The organism is Candidatus Amarobacter glycogenicus, assembly GCF_016704105.1.
Taxonomy (GTDB): domain Bacteria; phylum Chloroflexota; class Dehalococcoidia; order Tepidiformales; family Tepidiformaceae; genus Amarobacter; species Amarobacter glycogenicus.
Window position 1 is genome coordinate 54,564 of record NZ_JADJAT010000021.1, and the last position, 13,807, is coordinate 68,370.

Consider the following 13,807-nt stretch of genomic DNA (forward strand, 5'->3'; position numbering starts at 1 on the left):
GCATGGCAGACCTTTCTTTCGAGAACATCATCTACAAAAAGGAGGGCCCCGTCGCGGTCCTCACCATCAACCGCGAGCCCCAGCTCAACGCCGTCAACGCCCAGACTTCGAGCGAGATGTACCGGGCCTGGGAAGACTTCCGCGACGATTCGAACGTGCGCGTGTGCATCCTCACCGGCACCGGCGCGAAGTCGTTCTCCACTGGCATGGACCTCGTCGCGACGTCGCGCGGGGAGAACCAGTTCGAAGGCGGCCGGCCGGTGCCATTCGGCGGCTTCACCAAGCGGATGCCGATCTACAAGCCGATCATCGCCGCGATCAACGGCTACTGCCTGGCGGGCGGCATGGAGCTCGCCCTCACCTGCGACATCCGCATCTGCACGCCCGAGGCCCGTTTCGGCCTGCCCGAAGTCCGCTGGGCCATCATGCCGGGCGCGGGCGGCACCCAGCGCCTCCCGCGCGCCATCCCCCAGGCGCTCGCGAACTACATGATCCTGACCGCGGACCAGATCGACGCGGAGACCGCGTTCCGCGCCGGGCTCGTCTCCCACATCGTCCCTCTGCCGGAGCTGATGGATAAAGCGCATCAGATCGCGAACACGATCTGCGAACGCGGCCCGCTCGCCGTCCGCACGGCAAAGGAAGCCATCCAGCGCGGCCTCGACATGCCCATGGACCACGGCCTCGCCTACGAGGACGTGCTCCTCGCCCGCCTGATGGCGACGGAAGACGCGAAGGAGGGCCCGCGCGCCTTCGCCGAGAAGCGGAAGCCCGACTTCAAGGGCCGCTGATGCGACTCGGGAATGCCGGCCTCGGGCTCTGGGTTGGCGGCGCGGTGGCGGCCACGCTGGCCCTCGCCGGCTGCTCCTCCGGAGGCGAGGATCTCTCGCCGCCGAAGATCGCTTCGGTGGTGGCCGAGCGCGACGTGGTCGATGGCAAGGCGAAGCTGACCTCGACGATCATCGTGAAGTTCGACCGCGACTGGGAGCTGGCCGATACGAACCTGCCGTTCCCCTCGCTGTTCGAGATCAAAGCGCCCCAGGCTGACGGCAGCACGAAACGTATCCTCATGCGCACGGCGGAGCGTTCGGAGACGAACAGCCGCCTGGTGACGCTGACCGTGAACGACCTCGTGCCCGAGGGCGCTACCCTCCTCATGCAGAAGAAGGCTTTCGACCGGAAGGCAAGCGGCACTATCTCCCAGGAGATCGCCTCGGACCTGGACGAGGCCAGCGTGGTGCTCGCTTCGCAGGCGCTGGTCGTGGGTAACGACGTGTTCTATGACGCGCCGGTGACCGCACCCGTGACCGACGCCGACCGCGACGCCGCAGTCCAGCGGGGGCTCCTCGAGGCGCACATGCGTGCCCGCCCCGGCGGCGGCAGCGAGTCCCTTGGGGCGGCACTGGCAGTGTTCGACGGCATACCGACGGCGGTCGTGCCTTCGCCGAAGCTGCGGGCGGCCATCGCCGGTCTGACAGGGACGTTCGCGGAGCCGGCCATCACCTCGCTGATGACCTCGGACAACTGCACGAGCCGCCCGGTCGCGAAGGTCGCTTTCGAGGTCCCGGAGGGCAACGAGGCGCTCGTCGCCCGGGTGACGTTCTCGCGAGGGGCGCGGGTGATCTCGGTGAACCCCTTCGCCGAGGGCGAGCGCTTCGAGTACCTGATGCCGATCCTCGCCCACGAAGCGGTCCACTGCGACACCGAGGACGGCATCGCCGAGGAGATCGCGGCGACCGCGTTCGATGGCTTCCTCTACCTGCAACTCCTCGCCGTCGACCCGGAGCTGGCGGCGGCGCGGACGCGGGTGGCACGTGAACTGAACATCGATGCCGTGGCGATGATCAACAGTGGGCAGCGCTACCCGGAGTCCATCGGCATTCTCCCCAGCCCCGGCGTCGATGCCGTGCTCCCGCTGACGAACAATGCCTCGAAGTCGTTCGCGGAACTGGTGGCGAACGCGTACCGCGGCTTGCCCAACGCGCCGACCCCCGCGGAAACCGTGGCGACGGCCTACACGAGCCTCCTCGCCGCCGCCATCGGCGTCGAACTGAAGAACCCGTTCGACCTGGCGTACCTGGATGAGCTGCTCTCGCTCGCCGTGGATGGCGGCGTGTTCGCAAACGCCATCGTCGCGTTCGACCTCGTCCCGGAGGGGTAGAAAGCAACCTCCGAGGCGCGTCCGGCAGGGCGCGTTCGTGTCGGCAGTGGCCCGGCGTCTCGTTCACGCCCCGGGGTTCGCGCCGGGCTCCGGCGGTGATTCCACTACGCAGGCCATGACTGGCCCGCTTCACGGGGCAATCCCGGCACACCGCACTGCGGCCGCCGGATTCTTACAAAACTCTAACATTATCGTTGAGTGCAGATTCGAGCCGTTTGTTCATCTCTCATGAACGACAGGGTTTTGTCGCAAACACCGTGTATTTTCGCGACATATGCTGACGATTCTAGTGACTGCTAAGTGACTTCGGTCTCTTCCGGTGTTGACGCGTTAGCAACCGCTCGGCCACTATGCCGTTCCCGAAGGTTATTCGGGAAAACCCTGACAAAAGGAGAGCCCCGGGAATGGCGGCAACCACCCCGGGGCGGGTCGCAAGGAGAACGTCGAGCCCACCTTGCGATCGCAAATCCTAGCATCCGCCAGGTTTGCGTCGCATACGGGAAAGCCCCTTCATACGGCTTTCCTACAAATGTTCTTCCTGTGGCCCGGAAAGGAGCGTCGATCCGGGCAAGAGCGCTAGAGCGTTCCCCTGCTTTCAACACACCCAACAACGCCTTTGCCGTGGCGGCGCCTGCCGCTGGCGGCCCACACGTTCTTCTTGGAGGAACAAACTCATGCTTAAGAAGCGCATGCTTCTGATCGCGGCCCTCGCCGCCTTCGGCGCGGTCATGGTTTCTGGCGCCTTCGCCACTCCATCTGATACCGCGACCGCCAACAGCGCGACCGGCCCTTACGGCCCCAATGGGAACGGTAACTACGTCATTGAGGTCCCGAATATCTCGGCTTCGATCTCCATCCCCCTGTACTCCCAGTACACGATCGCCCCTGACGGCGTGTTTCATTCCGCGGGCACGCTTACGGTGACGAACAACACGTCCTACGGCGTGACTGTGACGGACGTGCAGGTCACTGCCGTGGCCCAGGCCGGCTGCTCCCCCACACCGGGAGTCGTGCCAGGTCTCGATGCGCAGTTCAACCCGCCAGTGAGTCCAACAGACATCGCGGGTGGCGGGGCGTCGGTCTCGGCGGGATTCGAAATAAAGCTTGGCCCTCATGCGGACATCACCAACTCGTGTCAGTTCAACGGCACGGTAACGGTAACGGCCGAACAGGACCTCATCTAACCGTCTCCAGTTCCGGAAGGGGCGGCACGCCGTCCCTTCCGGAACTGGTCCAGTGATGCTGCGGAGGTTTCGATGACAGGCAATAAGCTTTGGAAGGTCGCCCAGAACATGGCATTCTTCGCGGTGCTTGGCGTCGTTTGCACGACCGCGGCGATCTACTTCGGTCTGCAATTCGCGGGCATCTCGATCTACACAATCAACTCGCCGAGCATGAAGCCGAGTCTATCGCCCGGTGACGTAGTCGGGATACGGGCAGTCGACCCGTGGGAGATCGAAGAGGGCGACGTCGTCGCTTACGTGAAGGATGGGGTCCCGGTCGTCCACCGCGTTGCGGAGGGCCGGTGGGTCGGTTACGACGTTATTACGAATATCAAGAAGCCAGACGGCACCGTAGAGAGCGAAGTGACGCAGCGGCAGCCGAGGGAATTTGTCTTCCGCGGCGACAACAATCCCGCCGACGACAGTGACGTGGTTCAGCAGTCTCAGATCATCGGTCGGCAATCCCTGGAAGTGCCGCGCCCGTTCAGTTGGGCGGCCACCTCCTTCTCACGGGAGACGCTCATCGCGTTCGGGGTGTTAGCAATCGCGGCGTACGTTGCTTGGGAGCTGACTGAGGCTGCCGCGGAACTTCGCCGGCGGCGACGGACTTCGCTGGTTTCCTGAGGATTTGAGAGATGAGGGGTTGGGCTATGCCTGAGCGCGCGGGCTTGCTGCTGTTAGGGGTGATTGCCATCAGTCTGGGCATCTGGAGCCCGCCTGCGCTCATGGCAACCCCGGCCGACACCGCGGTTGCGGCATTCGGTCCCTACCGGGTCCCAGTCGACCCCACCCCGCCCCTCTGCACCGCCAACGGCCTCGCCTACACCCCCGCGAACACCGTCAACGGGACGGCCGGGCCCGACTTCCTCCTCCTCGGCAACCAGGGGCAGCTGGCACTGGCGCTCGGCGGGCACGACATCGTTTCCGGGGCGAACGGCAAGGACTGCATCGACGGCGGCGACGGCAACGACCTGCTCAAGGGGTTCAACGCGAAGGACGTCATCCTCGGCGGGAACGGGTCCGACACGCTCTTCGGCGGCAACGGCGACGACGTGCTCGATGGCGGGCCAGGCTTCGATATCTGCATCGGCGGCGAAGGCCAGGACACGATCGTGAACTGCGAACTGGTGTTCAATGGCGAGCAGCCGGATTCCGGCGGCGGTTGCGATGGTCACCACCGCGATGCCCTCGTTGGCGGTGCTGGCGGCGGCTCCGGCCACGGCGACGAAGACGACGATGAAGATGAGTGCTGCGATGGCGACCGGGAGTCCGGCAGCCTGACCGGCGGCGCTGGTGGCGCGACCACGGCGACGACGGCGACTGCGACGAGGGCGGGCACCGGACGACGACAACCGCATCGGGCGGGTCGCCGACTCCGTCGGCCGGGGCGAAGACGTCCAGCGGCAGTGCCGACCCAACGGAAACGCCCTCGGCGGCCACCGGGACCGTCACGCCCGGTGCGACGACGACACCGGCGAAGCCGACCGCGACCCCAACGAAGACGCCGACGGCCACGCCGACCTCCACACCAACGCCAAAGCCGACCCAGCCGGGGGACCGCCCGGTGAAGTACGAATTCAGCGGGGTTGCGATCTTCTCGAAGTGAACGGGCGCGGCGAGCCCAATTAATTCTCTCTTGACGAATTAATCGCCGATCGGCAACCATACGCAACCCGAACGCGGTTCGGGAAATTACGAGGATGTGGGATTCATCATGTTCAGGGCATCATTGCTGGGAGCTGTCGCTTTCGCGGCAGCACTCGTCGGCCTGGGAACGGCTTCCACGGGCGTGGACGCTGCCCAGGCCTGTGCAACCATCAAGGGCGGGACGATCACTGACTCCGTTGGGAACGTCATTCGCACCGGCTACGACCAGTTCGGATACAACTACCAGGCACACATGTTCAACGGGACGTACGACAGTTCGGACCGCGTGCTCGACGGCACGTACTGGGGCAATACCGGCGACTTTGTCGACGACGCGCTAAGCATGAAGTGGAGCGACTCATGGCTCGCCAACGTCGATTGCAATGGCGACGGGAAGCTCGACCGGGGGCTCGTCAACGGTGTCGCTGGCGGTATCAGCCTGGGTTGGTTGACCAACCACATCAACGGCGACTACGACTCGGACCCGTTGGACGCGGATACTTCGCAGGATGCGCACTTCACGTTGTTCGACAAGATCGTCTGGGTAGGCCCGGGCGGTGACCTGTGGGGCCAGTACACGATCATCCAGGAAGTGCTGAACGACCCCGCCGGGGGTGTGCATGGGCTGCAGTTCAAGACGCCTACGCCCGGCTTCGGCCAGAACGATCACTGGACAAGCAACTAGCGGCCAGCTGCCAGCAGAGCAGAAGCGCGGGGAGCCGTAAGGCTCCCCCCCCTGCGTTCCCTTTTTCCTGTTCCCTGCTACTATGTCTTCAATCACCGCGAACGTGGCCGCGCTTATCAAGATGGGGTTGAGGGACCGGCCCTTTGAAACCCCGGCAACCTGTCTCATCAGACAAGGTGCCAAATCCGGACTCCCGGCGCGCCGGGAGAAAGATGAGAGCGACTAACGCTCGAATTCGAACGGCCCACGCGGACGAGGAGTGTCAGATGGTTTCCTCTTTGGGCCGTATGGTCATGCGTTAGCCCTTCCCCGGAAGGGCCTCCCCGAACCCGTCATTGCGCCATTCCGCCGCGGCATCGCTCCGCGCGGGCCAGTGCCCGTCCTTCCCCCAGGGATGGACGCTTTCGGAGACCACGCATGAGTTTCGCCACCAACCTTCGCTGTCGCGAGTGTCATCGCGAATACCCCCTGGAAGCGCGCCACGTGTGCGACTTCTGCTTCGGCCCGGTCGAAGTGACCTACGACTACGACGGCATCCGCAAGAACGTTTCGCGAGAGACCATCCGGAACGGCCCCGCCAGCCTCTGGCGCTACAAGGACTTCCTGCCCTGCGATGCCGAGAACGCCATCGATATCGGCGCCGGGTTCACGCCGCTGGTGCGCGCGAAGAACCTGGGCAAAGCCCTCGGTCTGAACAACCTGTACATCAAGAACGACACGGTGAACCCGACCTGGTCGTTCAAGGACCGGGTCGTCGCCGTCGCTGCCAGCCGGGCGCGCGAGCTGGGATACGACAAGCTGGCCTGCGCAAGCACCGGCAACCTCGCGAACAGCGTGAGCGCCCATGCGGCCGCGGCGGGCATGGAGGCGGTCGTCTTCATCCCGCACGACCTGGAGGCCGGGAAGGTCCTCGGTTCGAGCATCTACAACCCGACACTGGTGAAGGTGCGCGGCAACTACGACGCCGTGAACCGCCTTTGCGCCGAACTCGCGGGCTCCTACAACTGGGGCTTCGTGAACGTGAACGTGCGCTCGTACTACGCGGAAGGCTCGAAGACGCTTGGTTTCGAAGTGGCCGAACAACTCGGCTGGCGCGCCCCGGACCATTGCGTCGTGCCGATCGCAAGCGGCTCGCTCTTCGTGAAGATCCGCAAGGGGTTCGAGGAGCTGTACAAGGCGGGCCTGATCGACAAGCCCAGCCCGCGCATGAGCGGCGCCCAGGCGACGGGATGTTCGCCGGTGGCGGTGGCCTGGCAAGAAGGCACGACGAACTTCCGGCCCCAGCGGCCGAACACCATCGCGAAGTCGCTCGCCATCGGGAACCCGGCGGATGGCTACTACAGCCTCGTCCAGCTCGCGGAGACGGACGGCGCTTGCGGCATGGTCGACGACCCGGAAATCATCGATGGGATGAAGCTGCTCGCGGAGACCGAGGGGATCTTCGGCGAAACGGCCGGTGGCGTGACGGTGGCGTCGCTGAAGCAACTTGCCGCTCAGGGTAGAATCCACCCCGACGAGCTCACGGTCGCGTTCATCACCGGTGCCGGGTTCAAGACGGCGGAAGCGGTCGCCGGACACCTGGAGACGCCGCTGGAGATCGACGCGACGATGGAGAGTTTCGAAGCCGCGTATCGCGCCCCGGTGGCGCAGGGAGTCGCCTGAAATGTCGCTCAAGCGCGTGAAGTTCACGTTCCCGGAGAACCTGATCAAGGAGCCCTTGATTTACAACCTGGGGCACGAGTTCCGGGTGATCACCAACGTCCGCATGGCCGATGTCGATGAGAACACGGGCTGGGTGTTGCTCGAACTCGAAGGCGACCCGGCCGAGATCGACCGCAGCATCGCGTGGGCCCTGGGCAAGGGCGTGCGCGTCGACCCCGTGGGCGGAGACGTCATCGAGGGCTGAGCCTCGCATTCGCCGAACAACTGAACTGGAGAATTCCCGTGCCTGTCACTGTCCTTATCCCACAGCCGCTCCGATCGCTCACTGGCAACCTTTCGAAGGTTTCTGGCGAAGGGGCGAACATCGCATCGCTCGTCGCCAACCTGGAAGGTTCGTACCCCGGGATGCGCGAGCGGGTGCTCGACGAGAGCGGCCAGCTGCGCCGCTTCGTCAATATCTACGTGAACGGCGACGATGTCCGCTTCAGCGACGGCCTCGGCACACCCTTGAAGGATGGCGACGAGGTGAGCATCGTGCCGGCGGTGGCCGGAGGCTAGGAGAAGCGCGAGCCGACTCGCGATGCGCGGAGCACAAACACTCCCGAGAGCGACAACATTGGGTCTCAAAATGGGCCGAAGGTGCGCACCGGCATCGTCACCTGCCCGCAATCGCCCATGAGCTTACCAGGGCCGGAAACCACGTCAGAAGCATCAGGAACGACGCCAACGCGGTGCCGGCAAGAGCCTTCCCGAAGAAGTGTCCAGGGTGCGGCCTGCGCGACCCCGTGATGGCGAGCGCGAAAAAGACGGACGCCAACAGGAGGGCTGGTTCCAGGATCGCACCCCAGACGATGGCCCATGGCATGTCCGGGCGGTTCGTCGAGGCGCGCAGGATCCTGCCGACGATGAAGCCCAGCAAAGGTGCCAGCAGGAGGGACAGGAGCGCGGCCCAGAGGAAAGCTCCGCGGCTCCAATCGAGTCCCCCGGCAAGCCAAATGCCCCCGAAAACGCCTGCGAGCGCGATGCAGCCGATAGCCACCATGAGGACATAGTCCATCGTAGAGCGGAGCCTAGTGGTGGGCTTGCAGCACCGTCAGGCTCGAAGGGTTCTTTCGGGATGACCCATCGGGCACAAATAGAAAAGCCCCCGGTCTCCCGGGGGCTTCATGGCCTGGCATCGAGTGGGATCTAGAAGAGGTTGGTCTTCTGGTCTCCCGGCTGCTGAGGCGGCTGTGCCGCGGGCGGGGCCGGCGGGGTGTACTGCGTCTGCGCCGGGGGTGGCGCGCTCGCCTGCTGGACGTTCTTGCTCGCATCGGCGTCGTCGTCTTTGACGGCGCGGCGGAATTCCTTGATCGAAGAGCCGAGGTCTTTGCCCAGGCTGCTGAACTTCCCGACTCCGAAAATCAGGATGATTACGACGGCGATGATCGCCAGTTCCGGGCCACCCAACGGTCCCAACATACGATGTACTCCCGGTCCCTCTCGGAAGGACCTGTGTTTCATGGTACAGGATAGGACGCCCCCGCGAACGCGCCACGTAACCGAGGTCAAGTTCGGGTTACGCGCGAACCCTTGCCGGCGCCGGCGCATCGCCGCTCCCAACGCCGCCTGAGCACTGGCCGGGAGTCTTAGCCCACCCGCTCCACGAAGACATCCATGACGCCCCCGCAGATCTTGTCTTCGCCGTCGAGCGGTTCGGTGAGGTCGACAGTGACGATGCGGGGCTTGCCATCGGCGATGACGTCCATCGCCTCCTGCCAGACTTCGGCTTCCCCGCAGCCGCCGCCGATGGTGCCGAAGAACGTGCCGTCTTTGCGGACAACCATCTTCGCGCCCGTCTTGCGTGGCGTGCTGCCGCGGGTGCGGGCGACTGTGGCCAGCACGACGGGTTCGCCGCGCTCAACCGCGGAGAGGATTTCCCGGTAGATCTCATCCTGCATGTGGATCGATCGTTGCGGGTTCTCGCCGGTTTGGCAACCGCAACTCGTTTCCCGACGGTGGTTCACAGGACGTCAGGGTTTTCCCTGATATGCCCCGGGGATGCCAAATCGGCAGGTTCGGCCGGAACTTGATAGCGGAAGCGGTATCTGCAGGAACGCAATATGACGAATTCCCGTTCATGAGGCTTTCACGCGATGTCTCCCCGGCCGAACTCCCGAGTGGAGACCCCGTGATGGGGCTCACACCCACCAAGGGGCGGGGAGGACCCGCCAAACAGGAGAGAATCTCATGATCAAGAGCATGAAGAGCCCCCGCCGCCTTGCGGCCGTGGCCGTCTTCGCCATCGTCGCGATGTCCGCCTTCGGCTTCGCGGCAACCAACACCTTTAACCAGTCCAGGCCAAACGAGTCAGCCGGCGGCGCTTGCGCCGCCGGCTGACACCACACCAGAGGTCACGCTGTGAACCAGACCATCACCATCACGCCCAGGCGACTCATCCTCCTCGGCATCTTCGGTCTCATGTCCGTGCTCACGTACGGCTTCGCGGCTGCGAACACTGTGCCAGCCTCGGTTGCCGGTGACGGCGAGGCTGCCATCTCGGGTTACACGGTGTCCAACGTGCACTACGGGCTGGACACGACCACCCCTTCGAACATCTCGACCCTCACCTTCACGGTGGCTCCCGGCATCCCGGCCGGCGGCGCCGTGCGAGTGTCCGTAGCGACTCCGGTCAGCTACTGGCCCGCGGGCGCCTGCGCGTTCGTCCCGGGCGTCGGCTCTAGCGCCGTGACGTGCACGCCACCGGTGGGCACCACGGTCCTCTCGCTCGGCAACCTGCGAGTCGTTTCAGCTCAGTAATCAACGAACGCGGATTCGTGCCACACGGCGAGGTCAGGCGCCGGCGCGAGTCCACCAGTGGGGGATATCAATGAAACCCAGGCGCAGGCTCACCGCCTCGCTCTCGTCGGCCCTCGTTTTCGTGGCAGTGCTCACGGCGTGGGTGCTGTTCGCCCCGCCCCAACTCGGCGGGCAAACGTCGTACGTGATCATCAACGGCAACAGCATGGAGCCGGGGATGCACCGCGGCGACCTCGCCATTGTGCGAGAGGCCGACCGCTACGAGACCGGCGATGTCGTCACCTACCAGCATCCGCAGATCGGGCCGGTCATCCATCGCATCATCGGACGCGATGGGGCCCGCTATGTGTTCCAGGGTGACCACAACGACTTCATTGACCCCTACCATCCGGCCCAGGACGAACTCATCGGCGAGCTCTGGGTCCACGTACCCGGGTTTGGAAGCTGGCTGGCCCGCTTCCGCCACCCTGTCTACATGTTCGGGTTGCTCTTCGTGGCCTTCATCGGCCTGGGCGGTGCAGCGGCGAAGAAGCAGGCGGGAAAGACAGGCCGCGCGGGGCGGCTCGCGAATCATGCTCCGACAGGGGCAGAGAACACGGGGGGACAACCCATGAACCAGATGCTTCGCAACTGGCAAGACACCGTCTCCGTCCTTGCGGCGGCAGGCGTAGCGCTGATCGGCCTCGGTTGGGTCGCATTCAACCGGCCAACCCACCACGACGTGCCGGCGAACATCCCGTACTCGCAGTCCGGGACGTTCGCCTATAGCGCCGTCCCCGCGGATGGGCGCGTGTACGACACCGGCCTGGCAACTTCGGGCGAGCCGGTTTACCGGCGTTTGAGCGACCAGGTGGCATTCCGGTTCGAGTACCTGCTCGGCTCGCAGAAGACGCTCTCGGCGGCAGGCAGCTACCGCATGGTCGCTGAGCTCGGCGACCAGAACGGCTGGCGGCGGACGATGGAGTTGACCCCCGAGACCGCCTTCGAAGGCAAGAAGTTCACGGCCGAAGGCACGCTCGACCTGGCCGAGGCGCAAACGCTGATTTCCATCCTGGAAGAACAGTCGGGTGTGAAGAACGAGAAGTACTCCGTGACGATCCGGCCGGAGGTCACCGTCGGCGGTGCGGTCGGCGGGACACCGTTCGACGACACGTTCAAGCCCGAGCTGGCGATGGACCTGGACAAGCTGCAGCTGAAGATGGACCCACGTTCGGACGAGAAGGACCCGTTGAACCCGCGCCTCGATGGCATGGTGAACACGCTCGAAACGAAGAGCATGACGATCAAGCTGCTGATGATCTCGTTGCCGGTTTCGGCGGCGAGGGCCATCTCGGTGGCCGGCCTGGGACTGCTGCTCGCTGCGGCGGGGCTGCTCACGGTGGCCGCCGTCAACCAGGGCCGTTCTCCGTCAGAAAGCAGCCTTGGCCCCGGCCGGAAGCTCCGGACACCGCTGGTGAACGTGCGCGGCAGCGTACCCACGCCCGGCTCGACGCGCGTCATCGATGTCGCGAGCCTCGATGACCTCGGCAGGATCGCGGCCCGGCTCGGGGCGGTTGTCCTCCAGGAAGCGCGGCCGGGCTACCACGCGTTCTTCGTCAACGACCTCGAGGTGACTTACCGCTTTGAGGCGGAGGGGACCGCCGACGAACATTCGACTGAACCGAAGATCACGAGGCGGGTGGCATGAGCGCGCGGAGGTTGCCACGGCTGGCGGCCGGCAGCCTCGTCGCCCTCGTCGCGGTGAGCATCTTCAACGCGGCCGCGGCGACGAACACGGTTCCGCCGACCAATGCGGGCCTGACCGACACGGCGCTGCTCATCAGCCAGATCGCGCCCCCTCAGTGCGCAGGGATGGGATTGACCCGGATCCAGGTTGGCGGCGGCGGCGGCGGCGGCGGGAACGCGCTGATCCTCGGGTCGTCCTCGAGCGAAACGCTTTCCGGCGGCGGTGGGGACGACTGCATCGTCGCCGGGGCGGGGAGCGACACGCTCAACGGCCAGGGTGGGAATGATGTCCTCATTAGCGGCCCGGGGTTCATTGACTTCCTGAACGGGGGCGGAGGCAACGACACCTGTTATGGCGCGGGCTTCCTCAACTGGCCCACAAGCTGCGAGACGTATTACCCGTGAGGCTTGTCCCCGCTATGCGCGCGGGTAACTGCCGAAGACCTTGAGGACGCCACAAAGCGGCCGGACCCGGTCGAGCACGGCTTTCACGGGCGGATCGGCCTGGTGGCCTTCGAAATCGATGAGGAAGACGTATTCGCCGAACGTCGCCTTGGTTGGGCGGCTTTCGATCTTGGTGCAGTTGATGCCGGCCTTCGCGAACTCATCGAGCACGCTGGCGAGGGCGCCGGGGTGGTCCGCGGAAAACGTAAACGCGATCGACGTCCGATCGTGGCCGGTGGGAGCGGGCTCGCCCCGCCCGAGGACCACGAAACGGGTGACGTTCGACTCGCTGTCCTGGATGCCCTGTGCGAGGAGTTCGCCCCCGCGCAGCTGGGCCGCCCGCGCGGTGGCGATCGCGCCGGCGTCGCCATCGCGGGCGAGGGCAAGGTCCACCGCTTCAGTTGTCGAGAGTGCGGCTTCGAGCTGAGCCTTCGGGAAGCAGCGTTCCACGAACTTCCGGCACTGGCCCAGGGCGACGGCGTGGGAGTAGATGACCCGGACCTCGCCGGCGCCTGTGCCCGGCTTCACCACCAGGTTGAGGACGACGGGGAGGATGATCTCGGCCTGGATGTGGAGGGTCGTTTCATGGATGAGGATATCGAGCGTCTCGGGCACGGAACCGTTGATGAGGTTCTCGATGGCGACGACGCCCATGTCGGCCATACCCGATTCCACCGCCGCGGCCACGGCCGGGTGGGATGGGAACGGCAGGAACTCGGCCCCCGGGGCGAAGCGCATCGCCGCCTCTTCGCCGAACGTGCCCGCGGGGCCGAGGAAGGCGAGTTTCACGTGTCCAGCCCGTGCGTCGAGCCGATGAGTTGTTCCTTGAGGATGCCGAGGCTTTCTTTCCGGCTGACGATGACGAGCGCGTCGCCGGCGCTCAGGCGGGTATCACCGCTGGGCATGCGCGGCACCCCGCCCGGGTCGACGATGAGGGAAATGAGCGACTCGGCCGGCAGGAGCACTTCGCGCACCGAACGGCCGGCGACAGGCGAGGTCTCGGGGAGCTTGATTTCGACGAGCTCGAGGCCGCTGTGAAGCTGGAGGAGCGGGATCATCTGCTGCGTGGGCAGCTCCTGTTCGATCTGGGCGAGCACGGCCTGGGTGGCGGAAATCGTGGTTTCGATCCCGCGCTTGGAGAACAGCAACTCGTTTTTCGGGTTGTTGATGCGGGCGATCGTGCGCCCCACGCCGCGGTAGTGGGCGATGTCGCAGATGACGAGGTTGTCCTCGTCGTCGCCGGTGACCGCCGCGACGAGGTCGGCGCGGGAAACGCCGGCGGCGTCGAGGGTGGTGGCCTCGCAGCTGTCGCCGACCATGACATTGCCGCCGAGCTCTTCGCGCACCTGGGCGGCGCGCGCCGATTCGCGCTCGATGACGAGCACTTCGTGGTGTTCCCGAAGCAGTTCTTCCGCGAGGTGGAAACCGACTTTGCCGCCGCCGGCGATCAGGATGTACATG

Annotated in this window: 18 protein-coding genes and 1 riboswitch; of the genes, 13 read left to right on the forward strand and 5 right to left on the reverse strand. The window is 65.4% G+C overall.

From position 1 onward, the window contains the following. Positions 1-2 precede the first annotated feature (2 nt). From IPG14_RS17050 to IPG14_RS17090, 9 genes are all read left to right on the forward strand, one after another. Positions 3-791, forward strand: coding sequence for an enoyl-CoA hydratase-related protein (locus tag IPG14_RS17050; RefSeq protein WP_343385772.1), 789 nt, complete (start codon positions 3-5; stop codon positions 789-791). Then, a complete protein-coding gene (locus IPG14_RS17055) occupies positions 791-2,161 on the forward strand; it encodes a hypothetical protein (RefSeq protein WP_343392627.1) in 1,371 nt (456 codons plus the stop codon). The genes IPG14_RS17050 and IPG14_RS17055 overlap by 1 nt, the downstream gene beginning before the upstream one ends. A gap of 674 nt (positions 2,162-2,835) precedes the next feature. Beyond that, a complete protein-coding gene (locus IPG14_RS17060) occupies positions 2,836-3,345 on the forward strand; it encodes a hypothetical protein (RefSeq protein WP_343392628.1) in 510 nt (169 codons plus the stop codon). A 72-nt stretch (positions 3,346-3,417) separates the two neighbouring features. Continuing rightward, the gene (locus tag IPG14_RS17065; RefSeq protein ID WP_343392629.1) at positions 3,418-4,008 is read left to right on the forward strand and encodes a signal peptidase I; all 591 of its coding nucleotides are present in this window, start codon (positions 3,418-3,420) and stop codon (positions 4,006-4,008) included. Between the two features lie 26 nt (positions 4,009-4,034). Next, on the forward strand, positions 4,035-4,952 hold the full coding sequence (locus tag IPG14_RS17070; RefSeq protein ID WP_343392630.1) for a calcium-binding protein: 918 nt from the start codon (positions 4,035-4,037) through the stop codon (positions 4,950-4,952). 146 nt (positions 4,953-5,098) lie between these two features. Next, the gene (locus IPG14_RS17075; RefSeq protein ID WP_343392631.1) at positions 5,099-5,716 is read left to right on the forward strand and encodes a hypothetical protein; all 618 of its coding nucleotides are present in this window, start codon (positions 5,099-5,101) and stop codon (positions 5,714-5,716) included. Positions 5,717-5,826: 110 nt separating this feature from the next. Further along, positions 5,827-5,935, forward strand: a riboswitch (SAM riboswitch). A 198-nt stretch (positions 5,936-6,133) separates the two neighbouring features. Next, positions 6,134-7,378: a threonine synthase gene (gene thrC / locus IPG14_RS17080; protein WP_343385766.1), complete on the forward strand. Its 1,245-nt coding sequence runs from the start codon at positions 6,134-6,136 to the stop codon at positions 7,376-7,378. A 1-nt stretch (position 7,379) separates the two neighbouring features. Continuing rightward, entirely contained in the window at positions 7,380-7,622 is a 243-nt protein-coding gene (locus IPG14_RS17085; protein ID WP_343385765.1) for an NIL domain-containing protein, read from the forward strand. A 38-nt stretch (positions 7,623-7,660) separates the two neighbouring features. Next, on the forward strand, positions 7,661-7,936 hold the full coding sequence (locus tag IPG14_RS17090; RefSeq protein ID WP_343392632.1) for a ubiquitin-like small modifier protein 1: 276 nt from the start codon (positions 7,661-7,663) through the stop codon (positions 7,934-7,936). A 97-nt stretch (positions 7,937-8,033) separates the two neighbouring features. Here IPG14_RS17090 and IPG14_RS17095 read toward each other — a convergent pair whose 3' ends face one another. The 3 genes from IPG14_RS17095 to IPG14_RS17105 all read right to left on the reverse strand — a co-directional run bounded on the left by IPG14_RS17095 (position 8,034) and on the right by IPG14_RS17105 (position 9,318). Continuing rightward, positions 8,034-8,435 carry a hypothetical protein gene (locus IPG14_RS17095; RefSeq protein ID WP_343392633.1) on the reverse strand — a complete coding sequence of 134 codons (402 nt, stop codon included), beginning with the start codon at positions 8,433-8,435 and terminating at the stop codon, positions 8,034-8,036. 131 nt (positions 8,436-8,566) lie between these two features. After that, on the reverse strand, positions 8,567-8,839 hold the full coding sequence (gene tatA / locus IPG14_RS17100; protein ID WP_343385762.1) for a twin-arginine translocase TatA/TatE family subunit: 273 nt from the start codon (positions 8,837-8,839) through the stop codon (positions 8,567-8,569). A gap of 167 nt (positions 8,840-9,006) precedes the next feature. Then, a complete protein-coding gene (locus tag IPG14_RS17105; protein WP_343392634.1) occupies positions 9,007-9,318 on the reverse strand; it encodes an XdhC family protein in 312 nt (103 codons plus the stop codon). 289 nt (positions 9,319-9,607) lie between these two features. On the opposite strand from IPG14_RS17105, the gene IPG14_RS17110 reads away from it, so the two are divergent. From IPG14_RS17110 to IPG14_RS17125, 4 genes are all read left to right on the forward strand, one after another. After that, entirely contained in the window at positions 9,608-9,757 is a 150-nt protein-coding gene (locus IPG14_RS17110) for a hypothetical protein (RefSeq protein WP_343392635.1), read from the forward strand. A gap of 21 nt (positions 9,758-9,778) precedes the next feature. After that, a complete protein-coding gene (locus IPG14_RS17115) occupies positions 9,779-10,177 on the forward strand; it encodes a hypothetical protein (RefSeq protein ID WP_343385759.1) in 399 nt (132 codons plus the stop codon). Positions 10,178-10,247: 70 nt separating this feature from the next. Continuing rightward, on the forward strand, positions 10,248-11,864 hold the full coding sequence (locus IPG14_RS17120; RefSeq protein WP_343392636.1) for a signal peptidase I: 1,617 nt from the start codon (positions 10,248-10,250) through the stop codon (positions 11,862-11,864). Further along, on the forward strand, positions 11,861-12,307 hold the full coding sequence (locus IPG14_RS17125) for a hypothetical protein (RefSeq protein WP_343392637.1): 447 nt from the start codon (positions 11,861-11,863) through the stop codon (positions 12,305-12,307). Before IPG14_RS17120 ends, IPG14_RS17125 begins: the two co-directional genes overlap by 4 nt. Positions 12,308-12,319: 12 nt before the next feature. Here IPG14_RS17125 and pheA read toward each other — a convergent pair whose 3' ends face one another. After that, positions 12,320-13,135 carry a prephenate dehydratase gene (gene pheA, locus IPG14_RS17130; RefSeq protein ID WP_343385756.1) on the reverse strand — a complete coding sequence of 272 codons (816 nt, stop codon included), beginning with the start codon at positions 13,133-13,135 and terminating at the stop codon, positions 12,320-12,322. Continuing rightward, a complete protein-coding gene (locus tag IPG14_RS17135; protein ID WP_343385755.1) occupies positions 13,132-13,806 on the reverse strand; it encodes a TrkA family potassium uptake protein in 675 nt (224 codons plus the stop codon). The genes pheA and IPG14_RS17135 overlap by 4 nt, the downstream gene beginning before the upstream one ends. Position 13,807: the final 1 nt, after the last annotated feature.